The sequence below is a fragment of the Streptomyces sp. NBC_00425 genome, assembly GCF_036030735.1.
In the GTDB taxonomy this organism is placed as follows: domain Bacteria; phylum Actinomycetota; class Actinomycetes; order Streptomycetales; family Streptomycetaceae; genus Streptomyces.
In genome coordinates, this window is sequence record NZ_CP107928.1 from 8,219,109 (window position 1) to 8,241,519 (window position 22,411).

Genomic DNA, 22,411 nt, shown 5'->3' on the forward strand with positions numbered 1-22,411 from the left:
GCGGATGAACAACGGAACGCGCACACAAGGCCGCGGTCCGCGCTCCCGCGCGTCACCCGCTCGCGACGGCCTGCGCCATGAGGCGTACGCCGTCCAGGATGCGCGGGGGCGACAGGTGCGCGTAGCCCAGCACGAGGCGTACGGACCCGTCGTGCGGCACGCGCGCGTGGGCGTACTGGTCCAGGGCGCGGACGTCCACGCCCGCGGCGGCCGTCCGCGCGAGGAACCGCTCCTGCGGTCCGTAGCGCTGCGGGAGTTCGGCGATGGCGTGCAGCCCCGCCGCGACGCCCGACACCCGTGTCCCGGGGAAGTGCTCACGGAGCGCGTTCACGACGGCGTCCCGCCGCTCGCGGTAGGCGCGTTGGCAGCGGCGCAGCTGGCGGTCGTAGTCGCCGCGCTCCACGAACCGGGCGAACAGCGCCTGGTCCAGCGCGGGATGGCCGAGGTCCGTCGTGCGCTTGCGCTCGACGACCGCCTCGGTCAGCGCCTCGGGCACGAGCAGCCAGCCGAGGCGCAGTCCCGGTGCGAGGGACTTGCTGACCGACCCGGCGTAGGCCACGCGCTCGGGGTCCAGGCCCTGCAGGGCGCCCACGGGGGCGCGGTCGTAGCGGAAGTCGCCGTCGTAGTCGTCCTCGAGGACGAAGCCGTCCACCGACCTCGCCCAGTCCAGCAACTCGGCGCGCCGCCGCGCTGAGTACGCGATCCCGGTGGGGAACTGGTGCGCCGGCGTCGTCACCACGGCCCGTACGCCCGACGACCGGAGCGGGGCCATGGCCAGGCCCTCGTCGTCCAGCGGCAGGGGGACGGCCGTGACGCCGGCCCCCGCGTACAGGGCGCTGTGCTGGGGACTGCCGGGGTCCTCCACGCCGACGGCTGCCGTCCCACGCGCGTGCAGGGCGAGGCCGAGCAGCGCGCTCGCCTGCGCGACGCCGGAGACGATCACGAGGCGCTCGGGGTCGGCGACCACGCCCCGGCGGCGGGCGAGGAGTTCGGCGAGGGCGAGGCGCAGCCGGGGCAGCCCGCGCGGGTCCGGATAGCCCAGCTCGTGGTGCGGCAGGTCGGCCAGGACGGCCCGGTGTGCGGCGCCCCACGCGGCGCGCGGGAACAGCGACAGGTCCGGCGTCCCCGGCACGAAGTCGGCCCGCGCGCCCGGTGGGCGCGGAGCGAGGTCACGCGCGCGCGGCCGGGCCGCCCGTACGGCGCCGCCCACCCAGGTGCCCGCGCCGCGCCCGCTGCGCAGGTATCCCTCGGCGGTCAGCTGCTCGTACGCCTCCGTGATGAGCCCGCGCGAGACCCCGAGGTCGGCGGCCAGGTCCCGGCTGGACGGCATGCGGGCGCCCTGCGCGAGCAGTCCGGAGCGCACCGCGTCCCGCAGCGCGGCCCGGAGGGCGCGGCCACGCGCGCGTGCCGGCGCGGAAGCGGCCGGCAGCAGTACCTCCCAGGCAGCCGACGGCGAGGGCCCTTCGGGATTGGTCCCCGATGACGTCATGGAAGTGGACCTTAAACGGTGCCGCCCCCGCTCCTAGCGTCGGTTTGCATGAACGTCACCGCTCTGCGCGGGTCGCTGCTCGCGGCGCTCGCCTGCGTCCTCGTCGGAGGATCCTTCACCGCCAACAGCGTCCTCGGCGCCTACCCGTACGCGGGCGGCCAGGCTCTGCGCTACGGCCTCGCCTGTCTGCTGCTCGTGCCCCTCGCCGGGGCGGGCGCGGGAGCCCGGCTGCGCGCGCTCGCCCCGCGTCTGTGGGTGCGGCTCGCGCTGCTCGCGGCCGTCGGGATGGTCGGCTTCAACCTCGCCGTGCTGGCCGCCGAACGCTCCGCGGAACCCGCCGTGCCCGGCGTCCTCGTGGGCTGCGCGCCGATCGTGGTGGCCGTCGTCGTGCCGGTGGTGGAAGGACGGCGGCCCCGGCGCGAGGTGCTGTACGGGGCGACGCTGGTCGCCGTCGGCGCGTTCACGGTGCAGGGCTGGGGCCGGACGGACGCCGCGGGTCTCGGCTGGTCGGTGTGCGCGCTGGCCGGGGAGGTCGGCTTCGCGGTGCTCGCCGTGCCCGTTCTGCGGCCGCTGGGGCCACGGCTGTTGTCCGCCACGGTGTGCGGGCTCGCCACGGTCGAGTCGGCGGCGGTCGGCCTGGTGCTCGACGGCGGCCGGTGGCTGCGGCGGCCGGACGGCGGGGAGGCCGCCGCGCTGCTGTGGCAGTCGGCGGTCGTCACCGTCGTCGGCTTCGTGTGCTGGTACATGGGCATGCAACGGATCGGCGCGGAGCGCGCCACGCTCTTCTCGGGTCTCATCCCCGTGGCGGCCGCCTGTACCGCACCCCTCGTGGGAACCGGCTCGTACGGCCCCGTCCAGGCTGTGGGGAGTGCCCTGGTCGGGGCCGGTGTCACGGTGGGCGCGGGCGCCCTGTCGCGCGCCCGCGGGGGTTCAGCGGCTGCCGTCGAGGATCACGCGCGCGACGAGCGCCGGGTCGTCGTTCATCGGGCAGTGGCCGCAGCCGGGCAGCCGCACGAGGCGGGCGGCCGGGATGACCTGCTTGGCGCGGACGCCCTGCCGGCGCACGAGCAGCCAGTCGCGGGCGCCCCAGCCGACGGTGACCGGGATGCCGGGCAGGTCGTCGGTGAACCGGACGGTGGTGCCGGCGCGCAGGGTCTGGTCGAACCCGGTGGCCTGGGCCAGGGCCAGCGTCTCGGCGACCACGGCCTCGGGTGAGCGGCGGCCGGGGCGGGCATAGATGGTGCTGGTGAGGGCTGTGCGGCCGGCCGCGGTGCGCGCCAGGCGCTCGACGAGGGGCAGCGGCAGCCGACGGGAGATCTGCCGCATCGTGACCAGCACGCCGAAGGCGTAGCGGCGCTCGGCCTCCGACCAGAACCCGGCCGGGGACAGCGCCGTGACGGACCGTACGAGTTTCTCGCGGCCGAGTTCCAGGGCGAGCAGACCGCCGAGCGAGTTCCCCGCCACATGGGGGCGGTCCAGTTCCAGCGCCTCGCAGAAGGCGCCGAACACGGCGGCCGTGGTGGGCAGGTCGTAGGCGAGGCCGTCCGGCAGGGCGGGGGAGACGCCGAAGCCGGGCAGGTCCACGGCGATCACATCGCGCTCGGCGGCCAGGATGTCCACGACCGGGTCCCAGGCCTGCCGGTGATGCCCGATGCCGTGCAGCAGGAGGAGCGGCTCGCCGCGGCCCACGCGCGCGTAGGAGACCGTGACGGGCAGCGGGCCCTCGGGGGAGGGGACCGTGAAGGAGACGGTGGCGGGCATGGGAGCTCCTCGTTCTGGCAACGGGACGTCGGACGCCGTAGACAGCTTGTCAGCAATTACTACCGGCGGGTAGCCCTTCGAGCGAATCCTGTCATTCCGGACGTGTAGCGAGCGCTTTCCCCTTGGCCGCCACAGGGTTGGAGGATTGGTATTGACCAAGGGTGGGGCCCGTCCTATGGTCGCGAGAGAAGTACAACAACCTTTAATAAACAAGGGCGCGAAAACGCCGCAGGACCACGGCGATTGCGGAGGACAGGGTGGGGACCACGCAACTGGAATCGGTGCCTGAACCGAAATACTGGCATCTCAAGACCGTGCTCAGCGAAGCGCTCGACTCCGAGTTCGCCGTGGGCGAGATCCTGCCGAACGAGCGTGAGCTGGCCGCCCGCTTCGGCGTCGCCCGTGCGACGCTCCGTCAGGCCCTGGAGCAGCTCGAGCTGGAGGGCCGGCTGCAGCGCCGCCGAGGTGTCGGCACCACCGTCGCGCCGCCCCGGATGGGTGTCGCCGTCGGCACCGAGCAGCGGGTCTGGCCGGGCGTGGGGGAGGACGCCTGGCAGGCCGTCGGCTGCACGCTCGCGGTGCCGCCCGCGGCCGTCGCCGCCGCCCTGGAGACCCCGCGCGAGCAGAGCGTGCACGTGGTGCGCCGCTCACGGGTGTCGCACGGTCAGCCCGTCGCCGCCGAGCTCCTGTACGTCCCGCAGACGTCGGTGCCCGACCTCAGCGCGATCGACGGCCCGTCCGAGGCGGCACGCGCGCGTGCGGTCCTGCGCGAGCTGCACCGCCTCGAACTGCAGGGCCAGGACAGCGCCGTGGAACTGGGCTCGGCGCGCGCGGACGACGCGCGGGAACTCGACCGGCTCCCCGGCGCGCCCGTCCTCGTCGTCACGACGCGCTACTTCGCCGAGGGCCGTACCGCCGCGCTCTCCGTGGCCACGTACCGCGCGGACACGTGCCGGCTGACGTTCGGCGCGTCCGGCGGCGTGGAGATACACCACGGTCCGGAGCAGCAGGCCTCCTGAACGCGGCGTGCGCAGCGGGCCCGCCTGCCGCAGGCTCCCTGAACAGCCTGCGGCGGGTCCGCCCGGACCACCCGCGAAAGCCACCGGCCGCCCGCAAGAGCGACAGGTCGCCCTGTGAAAGCCACCGACCGGCTGCGAAAGCGACTCGGCGGCCGCGCAGCCGCGAAGCCCGGCGGCCCGGACCTCCTCCGGGGCGCTCGGCGTTCGACCCGTGACGGACGGCCCGCCGAGTGAAAACCCACCCCCGCGCCGAGTGAAGGCCCGCCGAGCCGAGGCTCACCGCCGCGCCGTGACCGTCCCCTCCACCGCGAACAACTGCTCCTCCACGTGATCGAGGGCCAGCCGCAGCGCCCCCGTCGCCACCGCCGCCTCCCCGAGCATCGACAGGGCCACGCTCGGCGGCCGCAGACAGTAGCGCGCCAACTCCGCGCGCAGCGGCTCCAGTACGCCGTCCAGGCCGGCCGCCCAGCCGCCGACCACGACCAGCTCCGGGTCGAGCGCCAGCACCAGCGCGGCCACGTCGTGCACCAGCCGCTGGATGAAGCGGTCCACTGCCGCCCGGGCCCGCAGGTCGCCACCCCTGGCCTGCGCGAACACCTTCGCGACGGCCTGCTCGTCCAGCGGGTGCAGCGGCTCGTCCGTCGTGGACAGCAGCGTCTCCGGCGTCGCCTCACGGCCCAGCAGGTGCAGTGCGCCGATCTCTCCGGCCGCGCCGCCGTACCCGCGGTGCAGCCGCCCCCCGATCAGTGCGCCGGCCCCGGGGCTCAGCCCGGCCAGCACGAACACGACGTCGTCGGACTCGGTGGCCGACCCCTTCCAGTGTTCGGCCACGGCGGCGGCGTTGGCGTCGTTCTCGACCAGTACCGGGCACTTGAAGGAACGGCTCAGTCGCTCGCCGAGGCGCAGCCCCGTCCACTCGGGCAGCGCGGTGCCCAGCCGCACCGTGCCGTCCGCCTCCACGATCCCTGGCGTGCCGACCCCGACCGCCCGCAGCGAGCTGCGCGGGACGCCCGCCCGGCGCAGCAGCTCGGCGACGGCCGCGCGCAGCCGTTCCAGCCGCTCGTCGGCCGGGGCCGCCTCGTCGACTTCCCTGGCCTGGGCGCCCAGCACACGGCCGTCCAGGTCGGACAGCAGCGCGGCCACCCGATGGGACCCGATCTCCAGGCCCAGCAGATGCCCCGCCTCCGCCCGGAACCGGAACCGTCGCGCGGGCCGCCCCTGCCGGCGGGCGACGCTCTCGTCCGCCGCCTTCTCGACGACGAGCCCCGCCGCGATCAGATCCTCGACGACCCCCTCCACCGTCGGCCGGGACAGCCCGGTGACGCGGGTGATCTCCGTGAGCGTCGCGCAGTCCGTGGCGCGCAGCGCGTGCAGCACCACCGCGGAATTGATCCTTCGCAGCAGCGAGGGGTCCCCGCCGGTCAGCTGCCCCAACGTCCGTCCTCCCAGCTCGTGCGCGTGTTGGGCGGATCGTACTCGGCCCGGCGCACCCCGGCGAGTGCCCGGCCGGCACCGACGACCCCGCGGCCCCTCAGCCCGGCTCCACGAACCCCGACTCGTACGCCGTGATCACCGCCGCCGTCCGGTCCCGCACCCCGAGCTTCGCCAGCAGGGCGCTGACATGAGACTTGACGGTCTCCGAGCCGACGACGAGCCGTGCCGCGATCTCCGCGTTCGACAGGCCCCGGGCCATCAGCCGCAGCACGTCCGCTTCCCGGTCGGTCAGCCGGGCCCGTTCCAGTGCGCTCCGGGCGGCTCGGTTCCCACCCCCGCCGCCGTACGCGGCGGCGAGTCGCCGCAGGGAGGCAGGGAACAGCAGCGTTTCGCCCGCGGCGACGAGCCGCACCGCGTGCACGATCTCGGCGGGCCGGGCCCGCTTGAGAAGGAAGCCGTCGGCGCCCGCCCTCAGCGCCTCGTAGACGTACTCGTCGTTCTCGAACGTCGTCACCACGACGATCTTCGGAGGACCGCTGGCCGCCGTTCCGCACCGGGGCCGCTGGTTCGCCGCCAAACTGACCGCGATCGCGCTGCCGGTCCTCGCCGTAGGCCTGGTCACCGGCCTCCTCACCCTGGCGGTGGGCAGCGCGATGCTGGGGGAGAGGGCCGGCGGGCTGAGTCGGGCCGCATGCCTGCGAGGTGTGCTCGGCTGCGCCGTCTACCTCGCGCTGATGGCACTGTTCGCCGCCGGTCTGACAGCCGTCCTGCGCAGCGGAACGGTGTCGCTCGCGCTACTCGTCCCCTCTCTGCTGATCGTGTCCTTCGTCATCGGCGGTGTGTCCGGGACCGTCGCCGACTTCCTGCCGGACCGGGCCGGTCAAGCCGTGCTGCACGGCACTGGGGACGGCGCCCTGGGCCCGTGGCAGGGGCTCGCGGTGACCGCCCTGTGGACGACGGCCGCAGTCGCGGCCGGGGCGCGAGCGGTGCGGCGGCGGGATGCCTGAGACGCGGGGCTTGAGGCGTGACGCGGGAGGCGGGCTGCCTGCGGTGGGTGTCGGGGAGGGGGCGTCTGGGGTGGGGTAGGGGGTCTCCGCGGCGGAGCGGGGGCTGACGGGCCGCCAATTGTCAGTGGCGGCCGGTTTACTGGATCGCATGGACATCGACGGGTATCTCGGGCCCGGGGGGCGCACGGCGGCCTTAGCGACCAGTCACGGCCTCGTGACGGCGGACGCCGCGGTGCGTCTCGCGGAGGCGGAGCGGTTCCGTGCGGAGCGGGAGATCCTCGCCGGGCGACTCACCCGGCGCTGGGGCGTGCCGCATTATGTCGGCCTGCAGACGGTCCGGCTGCGGACCGGGGCGGAGGAGATACCCGAGCCCTGGGCCGGGCTGAGCCTGCGCGTGGGCGACGTCTATCTGTGGCGGATCGAGGAGGAGGGGCGGTGGGCGGCCCTGGGCGTGGCCGATCTCGACCCCGACGACGAGATACAGCTCCTCCTCGTCGTCACGGAGACCGACCCGCCCTGACCGCTGTCGGTGCTCCGCCGTCAGTCCCCCCGTGCGCAGCGGCCCGGCCGTGGCAGGCCGCCAATCCCCGCCGTCAGTCCTCGTCCGCCGCCAGCCGCAGCCGCGCGAACTCCTCGGCCATCGTCGCGGCCGTCCAATGCGCGTTCAGCCCGCTGGGGTTGGGCAGCACCCACACACGGGTGTCGCCGATGCGCCGCTCCTGCGGGCCCACTACGGCCCTGCGGTCGTCGAACGCCGCCCGGTACGCGGTCACGCCCACCACGGCCAGCCACCGGGGTTCCCGCCGTGCCACCTTTTCCGCGAGCAGCCGCCCGCCGTCCCGGTACTCCTGTGCCGTGAGCTCGTCGGCCCGTGCGGTCGCGCGCGCCACCACGTTGGTGATGCCCAGTCCGAGGGCGAGCAGCTCCTCCTGCTCAGCGGGCTTCAGCAGCCGCGGAGTGAAGCCGGACAGGTGCAGCACCGGCCAGAAGCGGTTGCCCGGGCGGGCGAAGTGGTGGCCGGTGGCCGCCGTCATCAGGCCCGGATTGATACCGCAGAACAGCACGCGGAGACCGTCCGCGACGACGTCCGGTACGAGACGGTCGCGGGCGGCCTCCAGCTCGGCCTGGGTGAAGCGCGTCAGAGGATCGCTCCGGGCGTGTATCCGGCCGCCTCCGGGCGCTGCTTCACGATCTCCTCGACACGGCCCACGATCGTGGCCACCTGGGCTGCCGCCGCGCCCGTGAACGACAGCTTGTCGGCCATGAGCGCGTCCAGCTGGGCGCGGTCCAGCGGCAGGCGCTCGTCGGCGGCCAGCTTGTCCAGCAGCTCGTTGCGCTCGGTGCCCTGCTCCCGCATCGCCAGCGCCGAGGCCACCGCGTTCTCCTTGATCGCCTCGTGCGCCACCTCACGGCCGACACCCCCGCGCACGGCGCCCATCAGCACCTTCGTGGTGGCGAGGAACGGCAGGTAGCGGTCGAGCTCCCGCGCGACGACGGCCGGGAACGCGCCGAACTCGTCGAGCACCGTCAGGAAGGTCTCCAGCAGGCCGTCCAGCGCGAAGAACGCGTCCGGAAGCGCGACGCGGCGCACCACCGAGCAGGACACGTCGCCCTCGTTCCACTGGTCGCCCGCCAGCTCGCCGGTCATCGACGCGTAGCCGCGCAGGATGACCATCAGGCCGTTGACGCGCTCGCAGGAGCGGGTGTTCATCTTGTGCGGCATGGCGGAGGAGCCGACCTGGCCGGGCTTGAAGCCCTCGGTCACCAGCTCGTGTCCGGCCATCAGCCGGATCGTCTTCGCCAGCGAGGAGGGAGCCGCCGCGAGCTGCACCAGCGCCGTCACGACCTCGTAGTCCAGCGAGCGCGGGTAGACCTGGCCGACGGAGGTGAAGGCCTGCGAGAAGCCCAGGTGACCGGCGATCCGGTCCTCCAGCTCGGCCAGCTTCGCGGCGTCGCCGCCCAGCAGGTCCAGCATGTCCTGCGCGGTGCCGACCGGGCCCTTGATGCCGCGCAGCGGGTAGCGCTCCAGCAGCTCCTCGACCCGGCCGTAGGCCACGAGCAGCTCGTCGGCGGCGGTCGCGAACCGTTTGCCGAGGGTGGTGGCCTGCGCGGCCACGTTGTGGGAGCGGCCGGCGACGACCAGCTCGCCGTACTCGCCGGCCAGCTTGCCCAGCCTCGCGAGGACGGCCACGGCGCGGTCGCGGACCAGCTCCAGCGACAGGCGGATCTGCAGCTGCTCGACGTTCTCCGTGAGGTCGCGGGACGTCATGCCCTTGTGGACCTGCTCGTGCCCGGCGAGGTCGTTGAACTCCTCGATGCGGGCCTTCACGTCGTGGCGCGTGACCTTCTCGCGTTCGGCGATCGAGGCGAGGTCGACGGTGTCGAGGACACGCTCGTAGTCGGTGATCGCCGTGTCCGGCACCTCGATCCCGAGGTCCTTCTGGGCCTTCAGCACGGCGAGCCAGAGCTGACGCTCCAGCCTCACCTTGTGCTCGGGCGACCAGAGCGTGGCGAGCTCGGCGGAGGCGTAGCGTCCGGCGAGGACGTTGGGGATGCGGGGCTTGGCGGCGGCAGCGGAAGTCACGTGGAGGGATTCTACTGGCGCTTCGTGCAGGTCGGCGCAGCGGTCCGGTTCAGCGGAACCTACGAGACCGGCGTCACCCCCGCGCGGACGGGGGCGTCACCCCCGCGCGCGGGCAGGCGTCACGGCCGCGCGCGGACCGGTGTCGTCCGCCTACGCCTGGCTCTCGTACGGCGCGAGGTCGGGACGCTTGGGCGGCAGGCCGTCCCCGGAGGACCGGCCCGTCAGCCGGCGGCCTATCCACGGCAGCAGGTACTGCCGGGCGAACCGTGCGTCCGCGACTCGCCGGGCGGCCCAGCCCGGGGGCAGGGTGGCCGGCATCGGCCGATGCCAGTCGGCGTCCTCGGCCTCGTGTCCGAGGGTCTGCCAGACCGCCTCGGCGACCCGGCGGTGGCCCTCCGGCGTCAGGTGCAGCCGGTCGACGTCCCACATGCGGGGGTCGCTGAGCGAAGGAGCGCCGTACAGGTCGGCGACGAGCGCGCCGTGCCGCTCCGCAAGCTCCTCGACGCACACGAACAGCTCCTCCATACGCGGCCGGAACCGCTCGAGGACGGGCCCCTGCCGCCCCGGGCTGCGCATCAGCACGAGCTGCTTGCAGGCCGGGGCCAGCCGCTCCACCGCCTCGGTCAGCAGGTCCTTCACCCGGACCATGTCGCACTTGGGGCGCAGGGTGTCGTTGAGGCCGCCGACCAGGGTGATCACGTCGGCGCCCATCGCGGCGGCCACCGGCACCTGCTCCTCGACGATCTGCCCGATCAGCTTGCCCCGCACCGCGAGGTTGGCGTACCGGAAGCCGGGGGTGCGGACGGCCATCCGCGCGGCGAGGAGGTCGGCCCAGCCTCGGTAGGAGCCGTCGGGCAGCAGGTCCGACATGCCCTCGGTGAAGGAGTCGCCGAGGGCGACCAGGCTGGAGTACGGGGGAATGGTGTTCGTCTGCATGGCGACACCGATGGTAGCCCGAGTCTCATACCCGCCGGTCGGTAGGACCGCCCAGCCCATCCGACCGACCGCCGGGCCTACGTCCGCTGTCCGAACAGCTCCTGGAGCACGTCCTCCATGGTGACCAGGCCGGCCAGCCTGCCGTCGGAGCCGAGCACGGCCGCCAGATGCGTCCGGCTGCCCCGCATCGCGGTGAGGACGTCGTCCAGCGGGGTCGTCTCCCGCACCCGTGCGATGGCCCGCATGTCCCGCAGCCGGAACGCCTGGTCCCGCGGCGAGGCGTCCAGCGCGTCCTTCACATGGAGGTAGCCGACGATCCGGCGTCCCTCGTCCACCACCGGGAAACGGGAGAACCCGGACTCCGCCGCCAGCTCCTCCAGTCCTTCCGGAGTGACGCCCACGCGCGCGTAGACGACGCGTTCCAGCGGCAGGACGACGTCGCGCACCGGGCGGCGGCCCAGTTCCAGGGCGTCGTGCAGGCGCTCCTGGGCGCGGTCGTCGATGAGGCCCGCCTCGCCGGCGTCCCGGACGATCTGCGCCAGCTCCGCGTCCGAGAAGGTCGCGGTGACCTCGTTCTTCGTCTCGATCCGCAGCAGCTTCAGCAGACCGTTCGCGAAGGCGTTGATCGCGAAGATGACCGGCCGCAGCGCCCGGGCGAGGGTGACCAGCGGCGGGCCCAGCAGCAGGGCGCTGCGCACCGGCTCGGCGAGCGCGATGTTCTTCGGCACCATCTCGCCGAGCAGCATGTGCAGATAGGTGGCGGCCGTCAGCGCGATCACGAAGGACACCGCGTGTCCGGCGCCCTCGGGCACGCCGACAGCGTGGAACACCGGCTCCAGCAGATGCGCGATGGCCGGCTCGGCGACCACGCCGAGGATCAGCGTGCACAGCGTGATGCCGAGCTGTGCCGCGGCCATCAGCGCGGACACGTGCTCCAGCCCCCACAGCACGCTGCGCCCGCGCCGGTCGCCCTGTTCGGCGTACGGCTCGATCTGGGAACGGCGGACCGAGATCAGCGCGAACTCGGCGCCGACGAAGAACGCGTTGACGACGAGGGTCGCCAGCCCGATGAGCAACTGGACGGCGGTCACTGCCCGGTCCCTTCCACGTGGGTGTCGGCGAGCGGGGCGTGCAGCAGCACGCGCGCGGCCCGGCGGCCGGAGGCGTCCACCACGTCCATCCGCCAGCCGGCGATCTCGACGGTGTCGCCGACGGCCGGTATCCGGCCCAGCTCGGTGGCCACCAGCCCGGCCAGCGTCTCGTACGGTCCCTCGGGCGCGTGCAGGCCGACGCGCGCGAGCTGGTCGGTGCGGGCGGCGCCGTCGGCCGAGTACAGGGTGCGGCCGTCGTCGTCGGTGCCCGCGAGCGCCAGTTCGGACGTCTCGTGCGGGTCGTGTTCGTCGCGGACCTCGCCGACGACCTCCTCGACGATGTCCTCCAGCGTCGCCACGCCCGCGGTCCCGCCGTACTCGTCGATGACGACGGCCATCGTCCGCTTGCCGGACAGCCGGTCCAGCAGCCGGTCCACGGTGAGCGACTCGGGGACGAGGAGGGGGTCGCGCATGATCTCGGCGACGGGCACGCGCGCGCGTCGCCCGGCGGGCACCGCCAACGCGTCCTTGATGTGCGCGGTCCCCACCACCGCGTCGAGGTTCCCGCGGTAGACGGGGAAGCGGGACAGGCCCGTCGCCCGGGTCGCGTTGGCCACGTCCTCGCAGGTCGCCGTCGCGTCCAGGGCGACGACCTGCACGCGCGGGGTCATCACGTTCTCCGCCATGAGGTCGGCCAGGTTCAGCGTGCGCACGAACAGCTCCGCGGTGTCCGCCTCCAGGGCGCCCTCCCGCGCGGAGTGCCGGGCCAGGGCCGCGAGCTCCTGGGGACCTCGGGCGGCGACGAGCTCCTCGGTGGGCTCCACGCCGAAGCGGCGCACGATGCGGTTCGCGGTCTCGTTGAGATGGCTGATGAAGGGCCGGAAGGCGGCGCTGAACCAGCGCTGCGCGTTGCCCACGCTCTTGGCCACCGCGAGCGGGGAGGAGATCGCCCAGTTCTTCGGCACGAGCTCGCCGACGACCATCAGGAACACGGTCGACAGGGCCGTGCCCAGCACCAACGCGACGGAGCTGGACGTGGAGCCGGACAGACCGAGCGATTCCAGTGGCCCTGCGATCAGCTTGGCGATCGACGGCTCGGACAGCATGCCGACCACCAGGTTGGTGACGGTGATGCCGAGCTGGGCGCCGGAGAGCTGGAAGGTGAGGTTGCGCACCGCCTTGAGCGCACCGGCCGCGCCGCGTTCGCCGCGCTCCACCGCCCGCTCCAGCTCGCTGCGCTCGACCGTGGTCAACGAGAACTCGGCGGCTACGAACGCGCCGCACGCGAACGACAGCAGGATCGCCACCAGGAGCAGCAGCACTTCGGTCATCGGGTCTCCTCCGTCCCAGGATCGGGCAGGGCGGGACGGAGCGCGCGACAACGGGTGCGGGAACGCGTGCGGGTTTCGGAGCGGGCACGGGAACGTGTGCGGGGAGGCTCGCCCATGGGCGGACGCTCACACCTTTCATGAGGTCGTCGGGGGACCGTGCGGGCGATCCGCACGATCCCCCAAGGGTAAAGGATCGGTAAAGCGGTCCGGTCGGGCTCCGGGTCAGCCGGCGAGCGGCTTGACCCAGCGCCGCCACTTCTCCTCGGGCGCGTACCCCGCGGCGCGCCAGGCATGATGCGCCGTCTCGTTGCGGGTGAGCACCATCGCGTCCCCGCGCCGCCCGCCGAGCCGCACGAACCGCTCCTCCGCGGCGGCGAGCAGCGCCGTGCCGACGCCCTGACGGCGGCGCTCCGGATGCACCGCCAGCCGGTACAGATGACACCGCCACCCGTCGAATCCCGCGATCACCGTGCCGACGAGCTCGACGCCCTGCGCGCCGCCCCGTTCCGAGCCTTGCCCGGCCCCCTCGACGCTCTGCTCGGCGAGGATCAGCGCCTCGGGATCGCGGGCGATCAGCCGCTCCACCCCGCCGCGGTCGTCGCTGATGCTCGTGCCCTCGGCGGCGGCCTTCCAGAAGGCCAGCACGGCATCCAGGTCCTCGGGCGTCGCCGCCCGTATACGCAGATCAGACATACGGCGATCCCATCACGGGCGACGCGCCCGGACCCGGAATTCCAGGATCCGGACGCGCTGCCGGGCGGCCGGCGGCGTCACTCGTGCGCGATCGCCGCCAGCACGTTCATCCGGGACGCCCGCAGGGCCGGCAGCATCGCCGCCACGACGCCGACGACCGCCGAGCCGACGACCACCGCGACGATCGTGCCCCACGGAACGGCGAAGGCCTTCATCCCCTGCAACGCCAGCACCTGCTGGATGCAGACGCCCCAGACCAGTCCGAGCGCGAGCCCCAGCACCGCGCCGAACACCGCGATCACCACCGACTCCAGCCGGATCATCCGGCGCAGCTGCCGCCGGCCCAGCCCGATGGCGCGCAGCAGCCCGATCTCCCGGGTCCGCTCCACCACCGACAGCGCCAGAGTGTTGACCACGCCGAGCACCGCGATGACGATCGCCAGCCCGAGCAGCGCGTAGACCAGGTACAGCAGCACCGCGATCTGGTCGTGCACCAGCTTCTTGTAGTCGGCCTGGTCGCGGGCCTGGACCTGCGGGTACGCGTCCAGCGTCTTCTCCAGCCGGGGGCGCAGCTGCTCGCCGCTCGTGCCGGAGCCGGCGTTCACGTACAGGGCGGAGTCCTGCCCGCCGGGCACGTACTTCTCGACGGCGGCGATGCCGAGGAACAGCCCGCCCTGCATGCCGAAGCCGTCACCCGTCTCCTGGTCGGTGAGCGCGCCGACCTTCAGCGACGTCGTCCGGCCGCCGGGGAACTCCACAGGCAGCACGCTGCCGAGCCGCACGCCGTGCTCCTTCGCGAAGTCGACGTCCATGCCGAGTGCGCCGTCAGCCAGCGCGGCCGCCGTGTTCCCCTCGGCGTAGGGGATGTGCGCCACGTCGTCGACCCGGTCGTCGTAGCCGGCGGCGGTCGTCTCGACGCGCTTGCCGTCGGGCAGCCGCACGGCGAGCGGGGCGAACCGCTGCCGCACCACGAGGCCGACGCCCTCGGTGTCGCGCACCGCGTCCGTGACCTCCTGGGGGAACGGCGTGAAGTTGGCGTTCTGGACGACGAAGTCGGCGCCGAGCGTCTTGTCGATCTGCTGGTCGAAGGACTTGGACATCGAGGCGCTCGCCACGGACATGCCGCCCACCAGTGCGAGGCCCACCATCAGCGCGGCGGCGGTGGCTCCGGTGCGGCGCGGGTTGCGCAGCGCGTTGCGCTGGCTCATGCGGCCGACGGAGCCGAACAGCGCGGGGAAGGCGCCGCCGAGGACCCGGATCACCGGACGGACCAGGAGCGGGCCCGCGATGACGGTGGCGACCAGGGTGAGGACGACGCCCAGGCCCAGCAGGGACGCCGCGGACGACGTCGTCGACGAGGCCGCGCAGCCGGCGAGCGCGGCCACGCCCAGCGCACCGACGACCGTGCCGACCACGGCGCGCGTCTTCAGCGGGCGGCCCACCCCCGCGATGTCCGCGTCCGCGAGGGCCGCCATCGGGGAGACGCCGGCCGCACGGCGGGCCGGAAGGTACGCGGCGACGAAGGTGACGCCGACGCCCACGACGTACGCCGACACCGGAGTCGCCCAGCCGACGACCATCTCGGTGGTCTTGAGGTTCATGCCGAACGTGCCCATGAGCTTGATCAGCCCGGCCGCGAGGCCGATGCCGGCTGCCAGTCCGAGCGTGGAGCCGACCAGCCCGAGCAGCACCGCCTCGGTGAGCACCGAACGCCGTACCTGGCGGCGGTCGGCGCCCAGGGCGCGCAGCAGGCCCAGCTCACGGGTGCGCTGGGCGATCAGCATCGAGAACGTGTTGACGATGAGGAACACGCCGACCAGGACGGCGATCCCGGCGAAGCCGAGCATCACGTACTTGATGACGTCGAGGAACCCGCCCAGCGACGCGGCCGACGACTCGGCCCGTTCCTCGGCGGTCTGCACCTCGTACCGCCCGTCGCCGAGCGCGGCGACGACACGCCGTTCGAGCACCGCGTCGCTCACCCCCGGCGCCGCGTCGACGGAGATGCCGGTCGCCTTGTCCGCCGATCCGAGGAGCTGGGCGGCGGCGGTGCCGGGGTCGAGGTAGACCAGGGCCGCGCCGGGGTTGGTGGTGGTGAAGGTGGCGATGCCGACGACCTTCACCTTGAACGAGCCCGGCTGGGCCATCACCGTCAGGGTGTCGCCGATCCGCACGTGCTTCTTGTCGGCGGTGTCGGCGTCGAGCATGGCCTCGCCGGCGCCGCGCGGGGCGTGGCCGGAGGTCAGCTTCACCGGGCTGCGGTCGGTGACGTACCAGTCGGTGGCGACGGTGGGCGCGCCGGTGGTCGGCCCGACCGACTCGTTGTCGGCGTCGACGACGGTGATGTTCTGGACGCTCACGTCCGCATGCGCGGACGCGACCCCCTCGACCCGGGCCAGCCGGCCGGCGAGAGCCCCGGGGAGGGTCTGGACCGCGCCGGTCGGCACGGAGGAGTTCAGGTCGTCGGCGGGTTCCACCGTCACGTCCGCCGACGTGGACGCGAAGAGCCGGTCGAAGGTGCGCGTCACCGTGTCGGAGAAGATCAGGCTGCCGGCCACGAACGCCACCGACAGGACGACGGCGAGCGCGGACAGCAGCAGCCGCCCCTTGTGCGCCAGGAAACTTCTGAGGGTCGCCTTCAGCACCGGGTCAGTCCTCCTCGGGGGCGCTGTCGGGCAGGCCGTCGGTCCTGCCCTCGGGTGGATCGTCCGCGGTGCCGTCGAGGGGGCCGCCGGCCCGTGGGGCGCGGCCCACGTCGAAGCGCTTCATGCGTTCCAGCACGGCTTCCGCCGAGGGCTGTTCCATCCGGTCGACCAGCCGGCCGTCCGCGAGGAAGAGCACCAGGTCGGAGTGGGCGGCGGCGCCCGGGTCGTGGGTCACCATGACGACTGTCTGGCCGAGGTCGTCGACGGCCTGCCGCAGGAACGCGAGGACCTCCAGCCCGGCCCGGGAGTCGAGGTTGCCGGTGGGCTCGTCCGCGAAGATCAGCTCGGGACGGGAGGCGAGCGCCCGGGCGCAGGCCACCCGCTGCTGCTGTCCGCCGGAGAGCTGGGCGGGCCGGTGCTTGAGCCGGTTCCGCAGGCCGAGCGTGTCGATCACCTGGTCCAGCCACTTCTGGTCGGGCTTGTGGCCCGCGATGTCCATGGGCAGGGTGATGTTCTCGACCGCGTTCAGCGTCGGGATCAGGTTGAACGACTGGAACATGAACCCGATCCGGTCCCGCCTGAGCCGGGTGAGCTCCCGTTCCTTCAGCCCGGTGATCTCGGTCCCGCCGAGCCACACCTGGCCGGCCGAGACGGTGTCGAGGCCGGCCAGACAGTGCATGAGGGTGGACTTCCCGGAGCCGGACGGTCCCATCACGGCGGTGAAGCGGCCGCTCGCGATGTCCACGTCGACCGAGTCGAGGGCGATCACCGCCGTCTCGCCGGAGCCGTACGCCTTGGTCAGACCTCGGGCGCGGGCCGCGACCCCGTCGGCCGAGGCCGGACCGGGGGCGTGCTGCGCAGCAGGGGTGGACAAGGCTGCCTCCTCGCTCGGTGATCGTGCTCGTCGGTGAACCGCCCGGCCGAGCGTAGTGTGATGCGCCGCACAGCTGGTATCACTTTTCGATTCCGGCCCGCCCTTGCCGTTGCTAGCACATCGGCGCTAGCTTCGAGGTATGGCGAAGACCCAGCTGAACGTGCGCGTCGACGAAGGCACGGCCCAGGTCGCCCGCGAGCGCGCCACCGCCCGCGGCATGAGCGTCAACCGCTACATAGAAGAGCTGGTCAGACAGGACGCCGGGGAGATCGGCCACACCTTCGTCGAGGCCGCCGGTGACTTCATGAAGCAGTACGAGGCGCTCTTCGCCGAGGAGTTCGGCGCCGATCGCGAGGGCGGCACGCGCGAAGGTCGCCGCTGAACCCTTGAGCGACCTCCGCATCGACCTCGCCTGGCTCCTCATGCTCGCCGAACAGAAGACCCCGGGGGACCCGCAGGTCACCGACTGGGGTGCGCTGGTCGCGGCCGTGGCACGCCATCAGGCGGAGATATTCGACGTCCCCGTCTACGACGACCCGCAGGCCCGCGCCGCCGCACTGCTGCAGCTCCTCATCCACGTCCCGGCCCTGGAACGCTCCAACGCGCTCTTCGCGTGCGCGGTCGCCTACGCCTATCTGGTGGCCAGTGGTCTGAAGGTCGTCACCTCGCCCGAGCAGGTCCGTGACCTGGCCCGGCTGGTGAAGAACGGGGAGGCGTCCGTCGCCGACATCGCACGGGAGCTGCGGGAGTGGAGCGGGTGACGCAACCGGTCACCCGCCGGCGATCGCGCGGGTGATCGGGCCCGTGAAGCACCGGGCGACCGCGCGGGTGATCCGGACCCGGACGCACGGGCATCGCGCGGGCGGGGCTTCAGCCGGGTGCTCCGGGCCGCCACGCGGTCCCCGTCACACAGTAGGAGAACGGCAGCGGGGTCCCGTTCTCCGGCAGCCGCACCCGCCGGTAGGGGCCCAGCTCGAAGCCGGCCTCCCGCAGCGCGCCGACCGTGTCCCGGGTGAGGTGGCAGCCGCCGGCCAGGTGCGGCCACACGGTGCGGTCCAGCGCGTGCTGCGTGAACCGCATGACCTGGCCGCCGCCCGGCCCGTGCTCGAGGAACCGCACCTCGCCGCCGGGCCGCAGCACCCGCCGCAGCTCGGCCAGGGCCCGCGGCACGTCCCGCACGCTGCACAGCACCAGCGACAGCACCGCCGCGTCGAACGCCTCGCTCTTGACCGGCAGCGCCTCCGCCGCCCCCGGGACCACGTCGACGGGCGTGCCGGCGCGCAGCGCCTCCTCCAGCGCCAGCGTCCGCATGCGGCGCTCCGGCTCGATCGCGACGACCTCGGCTACGGTGCGCGGATAGTGGGCGAAGTTCAGCCCGTTGCCCGCGCCGATCTCGACGACCCGGCCGGACAGCCCGGCCAGCAGCCGCTCACGGACCGCCGCCAGGCCGCCACGGGTCTCCGCGGCCGAGCTGACCGCGGGATACCAGCGGGCGAACAGCGGGTGGTGGACGGGGTCACCGGACACCTTGCCGGAACCCGTGGACCGTATCGGCATGGCGACCTCCCGGGCAGAACGGGCGTACCCGGATCCTTCCCCGTACCGGTCCGCCGCACCCACGCCGTGCCGCCCGCGCCGCTCACTCGACGAAGGCGCGCACCTGTGCGTAGACACCGTGGTCGTTGTTCATGTCGTCGTGCGAGATGCAGCCGACGCCCACGTTGGTCGCCCCGCTCAGCAGCGCCGAGGAGTCCGGGTCCACGGCCGCGTCGCAGTTCGACCAGTAGGCGGCGTAGTTGACGCTGCCCGGCGTCTCGTCACCGGAGTTGAGGGCGGTCACGAACGAGCTGCCGGTGACCATCTCGGCGCAGGACTTGTACAGCCAGCTGCACAGCGAGGCGACCGACGTGCCGTGGTTGGTGCCGGCGACGGAGACGAAGTCGTCCACGAAGGCCGTCCCGCCGAGGTTCTTGAGGTAGTAGCGGGAGCTGAGCGCGCCCATGGAGTGGACGACCACGTCGACCTTGCTCGCGCCGGTCCGCGCGCGCACGTTCTTGATCTCCGTGGCCAGCTGCGCGGCCGTGGTGACGTTCGACTGGGACCAGCTGTACGTCCACGCGTCGAGCTCGGCGGACGTGTAGCCGTCGGCCTTGAAGAAGGCGACCCAGTCGTCCCAGCTGCTCGACGAGCTGCTGATGCCGTGCACGAAGACGATCGGGTCGTGGGTCGCCGCGTGGGCGGTGGGGGCGGAGAGGGACAGTGACAGAAGGAGCGAAGTGGCCGCGGCCGAGAGGACCGCGGCGATGCGACGCTTGCGGCGCTGCATGATGCCTCCTGAAACGGGTGGGGTTGCCAGGAGTGTCCGGTCGGGTCTACGCGCGCCGCATCGGTGATATCGCCGGTCTTTACTGTTCAAGTAACCCGCCAGTAACGTCATGTGTGTGGTGACTCCGGTGAACCCCCCACCTCTGGACCGCACTTCGCCACCGAGGCCCCCGGACGCGGGTCCGCGCCCGGTCGCCGCGCTGCCCGAAGGCGTCCGGGTGCGCGCCCTGCGTCTCGTGCACGGCGACCCGCGCGCCGCCGCCGAACTCGCGGCCCGGCTCACCGAACGGCAGGCGGCCGGCCTCGACCCCCTGCCCACCGACCCGGCCGAGCAGGCCCCGGACGTCCTGCGCGCCCACCGCCGGGAGGTCCGCGCCCTGCCCGACGACACCCGGCTGCTGCTCCTGCTCGCCGCCGCCGACCAGTACCCGGTGGCCACCCACGCCTTCCTGCGCGCCGTCGCCGCCGCCCGGCTCGACACCCGGCCGCTGGAGGCCGCCGAGACGGCCGGACTGGCGTACGCCACGGCGGGCGGCGTCGGCTTCCGCGACGCCTGGACCCGCATCGCCGCCTACGAGACGGCGGCCCCGGACGACCGGCGTGACGTCCACCGGCTGCTGGCCCGCGTCCTGCACGACGCCGCCGAACTGCCCCGCCGCTCCTGGCACCGGGGCGCCGCCGCGCTGGGTCCCTCCGGACGGCTCGCCGTGGAGCTGGCCACCGCGGCCGACCGGGCCCGCACTGCCGCCGACCCCGCCCTGGCCGCCGCCCTCGCGGAACGCGCCGCCGTCCTCTGCCCGGCCCCCCGGGAACGCTCCCGCCTGCTCGCCCACGCGGCGACCGACGCCTGGAACGCCGGCGACGCCGACCGCTCCCGCGCCCTGGCCGCCCGCACCGACGCCGACGCCCTCACCGGCATCCTCGCCCTGCGCACCGGCCACGCCGCCGAGGCGTTCGACGCGCTGCTGACGGGCACCGCTGCCGGCGCCGACCCGGCGCCCCTGCTGGCCCGTGCCACCGAAGCCGCCGTCTACACCGGCGACCTGCGGCGCTGCCGGGAGGCGGTGGCGGCGGCCCGGCGGCTCGGCGTCGCGCCACCGGGGGTGCTGGGCGGGATCGCCGCCGCCGTCGACGGACGCTACGAGGACGCCCGCGACCTGCTGGAGGCGACCGCGGGCAGATGCGGCCCCGGCGGAGACCCCACCGATCTGCTGCACGCCGGCGTCGCCGCCCTGATGCTCGGCGACCACCCCCGGGCCGCCACCGCCACCGTCCGGGCGGCGGCCGCCGCCCGGACGCGCGGGCTCACCTCTCTCGTCCCGCAGGCGCTGGAGTTCCGCGCCTACGCCGACTTCTGGACCGGTCGACCGCGCGCCGCCGAAGCCGCCGCCCTGGACGCGTTACGGCAGGCCCACGCCACCGGGCAGGACAACGGCGCCTGTCATCTGCAGGCCGCCCTCGCCATGTTCGCCGCGCTCACCGGAGACGGCGACCTGTGCCGCAGGCGCGCCGCGGCGGCCCGTTCCCACGCCCTCGCCCACGGCCTGGGCCTGCCCGCCGCGCTCGCCCAATGGGCGCTCGCCTTCCTCGACCTCGGCACCGGGCGCTACGGACCCGCCGCGGCCCGGCTGCGCGCCCTCGCCGCCCTCGGACCCGGACACGGCCACCGCGCAGTCCGCCACTCGGCGACCCCGCACTATGTCGAGGCCGCCGTGCGCACCGGCGACACGCGCGTCGCCCGCGCCGCGCACGCCGACTACGACCGGTGGGCCCGAGCCGTCCGCAGCCCCGACGAACTGGCCCTCAGCGCACGCTGCCGCGCCCTGCTGACCCCGGGAGCCGACGCCCTGGACCACTACCGCACCGCGCTCGAACTGCACGCCGAGGGCGCCCGCCCCTTCGAACACGCCCGCACGGAGCTGCTGTTCGGCAGCGCACTGCGCCGACTCCGCCACCGTGCGGAGGCCCGCGACCGGCTGCACAGCGCCCGGGAGGCGTTCGAATCCTTCGGCGCACCGCACTGCGCCGAAGCGGCCCGGGCCGAACTCCGCGCCCTCGGCGCCCCCGCGACCGCGGCCCGTGGGGCGGACAGTCCGGCCGTCCTGCTGACGGCCCAGCAGTTCCTGATCGCCAGGATGGCCGCCGAGGGCGCGACGAACCGGGAGATCGCCGTCCGTCTCGCCCTCAGCCATCGCACGATCGACCACCATCTGCGCGGCGTCTTCAACCGGCTGGGCATCCGCTCCCGCATCGAACTCGTCCGGCTGATCGCCCAGGCCGACGCCCAGGGGACGGGGGCGTCGTCCGGTCCACCGCAGGACCGAGGCGTCCCGGACGACGTCCGCCCCTCGGGTCCATGAAGTCCCACCGGTCCCAGACGTCCGCCCCGCCCGTGCCCGGGCGCGAGCGCCGGCCCGCCCGTTCCGACGACGCTCACGCGAAGGCCCCGTCACTCCGCGGGTCTCGCGCGGCGGACGGGGCCTGTGGCGCCTCGCGGGCCTGACTCAGTCCGCAGCCCGTACGCGGAACGCGTCGGCGTCCCACGCCCCGTCGAGACGGGGAGCCAGCCAACCCGGGGCCGACGCGCGGAAGTCGGCGGGCGCCAGCGCCCCCACACCCGTCGGCAGCGCCCCCAGCAGCGGGGCCCCGGCGACCTCCGGCAGGTCGGTGACGTTGCAACGCATCGCCAGGTCGGGCGAGTCCGGCCAGTCGCCGATGACCACGCCCAGCAACTCCAGCCCACGCGAACGCAGTTCGCGAGCCGTGAGCTCCGTCGTGTTCAGCGTGCCCAGCCCCGCCGAGGACACCACCAGCACCGGCGCCCGCAGCAGCCGAGCGGCGTCGGCCAGCGTTCCGCCCGCCTCGTCGAACCGCACGAGCAGCCCGCCCGCCCCCTCGACGAGCACCAGGTCGTGCTCTGCCGCCAGTTTCCGCGCGGCCTCCGCCACGTCGTTCGGGCGTACGGGCGCGAGGCCCGCCCGCCGCGCCGCCGTCGCGGGAGCCAACGGCTCGGGGAAGCGGGCGACTTCGACCGCGGTGAGCGCGCCCGCCAGCCGCGCGACCTCCTCGGCGTCCCCCGGCTCGTCCGGCGCCACGCCGGTCTGCGCCGCCTTCAGCACGGCCACCGACCGGCCCGCCGCCAGCGCCGCCGCGGCGACCGCCGCCGTCGTGACCGTCTTGCCGACCTCCGTGCCCGTCCCCGTGATCACCAGGATCGGCATG

19 protein-coding genes and 3 pseudogenes are annotated in these 22,411 nt (G+C 74.0%); 7 read left to right on the forward strand and 15 right to left on the reverse strand.

Annotated features, from left to right (window positions below; genetic code table 11):
• Positions 1 to 52 precede the first annotated feature (52 nt).
• Positions 53 to 1,489: a MocR-like pyridoxine biosynthesis transcription factor PdxR gene (gene pdxR, locus OHS82_RS36205; RefSeq protein WP_057580698.1), complete on the reverse strand. Its 1,437-nt coding sequence runs from the start codon at positions 1,487 to 1,489 to the stop codon at positions 53 to 55.
• Positions 1,490 to 1,774: 285 nt separating this feature from the next.
• Here pdxR and OHS82_RS36210 point away from each other — a divergent pair.
• A pseudogene (locus OHS82_RS36210) lies at positions 1,775 to 2,323 on the forward strand (EamA family transporter); the annotation flags it as partial.
• Positions 2,324 to 2,419: 96 nt separating this feature from the next.
• Here OHS82_RS36210 and OHS82_RS36215 read toward each other — a convergent pair.
• Complete coding sequence (locus tag OHS82_RS36215; RefSeq protein WP_057580702.1) at positions 2,420 to 3,250, reverse strand: alpha/beta fold hydrolase; 831 nt, start codon at positions 3,248 to 3,250, stop codon at positions 2,420 to 2,422.
• A gap of 257 nt (positions 3,251 to 3,507) precedes the next feature.
• On the opposite strand from OHS82_RS36215, the gene OHS82_RS36220 reads away from it, so the two are divergent.
• Positions 3,508 to 4,269: a GntR family transcriptional regulator gene (locus tag OHS82_RS36220; RefSeq protein WP_057580704.1), complete on the forward strand. Its 762-nt coding sequence runs from the start codon at positions 3,508 to 3,510 to the stop codon at positions 4,267 to 4,269.
• A gap of 276 nt (positions 4,270 to 4,545) precedes the next feature.
• Here OHS82_RS36220 and OHS82_RS36225 read toward each other — a convergent pair whose 3' ends face one another.
• On the reverse strand, positions 4,546 to 5,703 hold the full coding sequence (locus OHS82_RS36225) for an ROK family transcriptional regulator (RefSeq protein WP_057580706.1): 1,158 nt from the start codon (positions 5,701 to 5,703) through the stop codon (positions 4,546 to 4,548).
• A 97-nt stretch (positions 5,704 to 5,800) separates the two neighbouring features.
• A pseudogene (locus OHS82_RS36230) lies at positions 5,801 to 6,235 on the reverse strand (LuxR C-terminal-related transcriptional regulator); the annotation flags it as partial.
• Positions 6,236 to 6,239: 4 nt separating this feature from the next.
• On the opposite strand from OHS82_RS36230, the pseudogene OHS82_RS36235 reads away from it, so the two are divergent.
• Both OHS82_RS36235 and OHS82_RS36240 read left to right on the forward strand, forming a co-directional pair.
• Positions 6,240 to 6,710 (forward strand): annotated as a pseudogene (locus OHS82_RS36235) (ABC transporter permease); the annotation flags it as partial.
• A gap of 148 nt (positions 6,711 to 6,858) precedes the next feature.
• Positions 6,859 to 7,230: a hypothetical protein gene (locus OHS82_RS36240; RefSeq protein ID WP_057580709.1), complete on the forward strand. Its 372-nt coding sequence runs from the start codon at positions 6,859 to 6,861 to the stop codon at positions 7,228 to 7,230.
• A 73-nt stretch (positions 7,231 to 7,303) separates the two neighbouring features.
• On the opposite strand, the gene mug is transcribed toward OHS82_RS36240, so the two are convergent.
• From mug to OHS82_RS36280, 8 genes are all read right to left on the reverse strand, one after another.
• On the reverse strand, positions 7,304 to 7,852 hold the full coding sequence (gene mug, locus OHS82_RS36245) for a G/U mismatch-specific DNA glycosylase (protein WP_079041390.1): 549 nt from the start codon (positions 7,850 to 7,852) through the stop codon (positions 7,304 to 7,306).
• Positions 7,849 to 9,294 carry an adenylosuccinate lyase gene (gene purB / locus OHS82_RS36250; RefSeq protein ID WP_266719326.1) on the reverse strand — a complete coding sequence of 482 codons (1,446 nt, stop codon included), beginning with the start codon at positions 9,292 to 9,294 and terminating at the stop codon, positions 7,849 to 7,851. Before purB ends, mug begins: the two co-directional genes overlap by 4 nt.
• A gap of 150 nt (positions 9,295 to 9,444) precedes the next feature.
• Positions 9,445 to 10,230, reverse strand: a complete 786-nt coding sequence (locus OHS82_RS36255) for an SGNH/GDSL hydrolase family protein (protein WP_057580715.1) — start codon at positions 10,228 to 10,230, stop codon at positions 9,445 to 9,447.
• A 77-nt stretch (positions 10,231 to 10,307) separates the two neighbouring features.
• Positions 10,308 to 11,321 carry a hemolysin family protein gene (locus tag OHS82_RS36260; protein WP_057580717.1) on the reverse strand — a complete coding sequence of 338 codons (1,014 nt, stop codon included), beginning with the start codon at positions 11,319 to 11,321 and terminating at the stop codon, positions 10,308 to 10,310.
• Positions 11,318 to 12,652, reverse strand: coding sequence for a hemolysin family protein (locus tag OHS82_RS36265; RefSeq protein WP_057580719.1), 1,335 nt, complete (start codon positions 12,650 to 12,652; stop codon positions 11,318 to 11,320). Before OHS82_RS36265 ends, OHS82_RS36260 begins: the two co-directional genes overlap by 4 nt.
• Before the next feature lie 222 nt (positions 12,653 to 12,874).
• Positions 12,875 to 13,345, reverse strand: a complete 471-nt coding sequence (locus tag OHS82_RS36270) for a GNAT family N-acetyltransferase (protein WP_057580721.1) — start codon at positions 13,343 to 13,345, stop codon at positions 12,875 to 12,877.
• 77 nt (positions 13,346 to 13,422) lie between these two features.
• The gene (locus OHS82_RS36275; protein WP_328435326.1) at positions 13,423 to 15,990 is read right to left on the reverse strand and encodes an ABC transporter permease; all 2,568 of its coding nucleotides are present in this window, start codon (positions 15,988 to 15,990) and stop codon (positions 13,423 to 13,425) included.
• Between the two features lie 4 nt (positions 15,991 to 15,994).
• Positions 15,995 to 16,864: an ABC transporter ATP-binding protein gene (locus OHS82_RS36280; RefSeq protein WP_328435328.1), complete on the reverse strand. Its 870-nt coding sequence runs from the start codon at positions 16,862 to 16,864 to the stop codon at positions 15,995 to 15,997.
• 139 nt (positions 16,865 to 17,003) lie between these two features.
• On the opposite strand from OHS82_RS36280, the gene OHS82_RS36285 reads away from it, so the two are divergent.
• On the forward strand, positions 17,004 to 17,246 hold the full coding sequence (locus OHS82_RS36285) for a hypothetical protein (RefSeq protein ID WP_057580727.1): 243 nt from the start codon (positions 17,004 to 17,006) through the stop codon (positions 17,244 to 17,246).
• 4 nt (positions 17,247 to 17,250) lie between these two features.
• Positions 17,251 to 17,625, forward strand: coding sequence for a hypothetical protein (locus OHS82_RS36290; RefSeq protein ID WP_057580729.1), 375 nt, complete (start codon positions 17,251 to 17,253; stop codon positions 17,623 to 17,625).
• A 109-nt stretch (positions 17,626 to 17,734) separates the two neighbouring features.
• Here OHS82_RS36290 and OHS82_RS36295 read toward each other — a convergent pair whose 3' ends face one another.
• Both OHS82_RS36295 and OHS82_RS36300 read right to left on the reverse strand, forming a co-directional pair.
• Entirely contained in the window at positions 17,735 to 18,421 is a 687-nt protein-coding gene (locus OHS82_RS36295; RefSeq protein WP_057580736.1) for a class I SAM-dependent methyltransferase, read from the reverse strand.
• A gap of 82 nt (positions 18,422 to 18,503) precedes the next feature.
• On the reverse strand, positions 18,504 to 19,190 hold the full coding sequence (locus OHS82_RS36300) for an esterase/lipase family protein (RefSeq protein WP_057580739.1): 687 nt from the start codon (positions 19,188 to 19,190) through the stop codon (positions 18,504 to 18,506).
• A gap of 109 nt (positions 19,191 to 19,299) precedes the next feature.
• Between OHS82_RS36300 and OHS82_RS36305 the strand changes: the two genes are divergently transcribed.
• Positions 19,300 to 21,549 (forward strand): helix-turn-helix transcriptional regulator, encoded by a 2,250-nt coding sequence (locus OHS82_RS36305; RefSeq protein ID WP_328435332.1) that lies wholly within the window; start codon positions 19,300 to 19,302, stop codon positions 21,547 to 21,549.
• A gap of 144 nt (positions 21,550 to 21,693) precedes the next feature.
• On the opposite strand, the gene bioD is transcribed toward OHS82_RS36305, so the two are convergent.
• A complete protein-coding gene (gene bioD, locus OHS82_RS36310; protein ID WP_057580740.1) occupies positions 21,694 to 22,410 on the reverse strand; it encodes a dethiobiotin synthase in 717 nt (238 codons plus the stop codon).
• Position 22,411 lies beyond the last annotated feature (1 nt).

Excerpts from the sequence above, each read along its gene's own strand:
- pdxR (WP_057580698.1), bottom strand. The coding sequence starts at position 1,489 with ATGACGTCATCGGGGACCAATCCCGAAGGGCCCTCGCCGTCGGCTGCC.
- OHS82_RS36215 (WP_057580702.1), bottom strand. The coding sequence starts at position 3,250 with ATGCCCGCCACCGTCTCCTTCACGGTCCCCTCCCCCGAGGGCCCGCTG.
- OHS82_RS36240 (WP_057580709.1), top strand. The coding sequence starts at position 6,859 with ATGGACATCGACGGGTATCTCGGGCCCGGGGGGCGCACGGCGGCCTTA.
- OHS82_RS36255 (WP_057580715.1), bottom strand. The coding sequence starts at position 10,230 with ATGCAGACGAACACCATTCCCCCGTACTCCAGCCTGGTCGCCCTCGGC.
- OHS82_RS36265 (WP_057580719.1), bottom strand. The coding sequence starts at position 12,652 with ATGACCGAAGTGCTGCTGCTCCTGGTGGCGATCCTGCTGTCGTTCGCG.
- OHS82_RS36270 (WP_057580721.1), bottom strand. The coding sequence starts at position 13,345 with ATGTCTGATCTGCGTATACGGGCGGCGACGCCCGAGGACCTGGATGCC.
- OHS82_RS36285 (WP_057580727.1), top strand. The coding sequence starts at position 17,004 with ATGGCGAAGACCCAGCTGAACGTGCGCGTCGACGAAGGCACGGCCCAG.
- OHS82_RS36295 (WP_057580736.1), bottom strand. The coding sequence starts at position 18,421 with ATGCCGATACGGTCCACGGGTTCCGGCAAGGTGTCCGGTGACCCCGTC.
- OHS82_RS36300 (WP_057580739.1), bottom strand. The coding sequence starts at position 19,190 with ATGCAGCGCCGCAAGCGTCGCATCGCCGCGGTCCTCTCGGCCGCGGCC.
- OHS82_RS36305 (WP_328435332.1), top strand. The coding sequence starts at position 19,300 with ATGTGTGTGGTGACTCCGGTGAACCCCCCACCTCTGGACCGCACTTCG.
- bioD (WP_057580740.1), bottom strand. The coding sequence starts at position 22,410 with ATGCCGATCCTGGTGATCACGGGGACGGGCACGGAGGTCGGCAAGACG.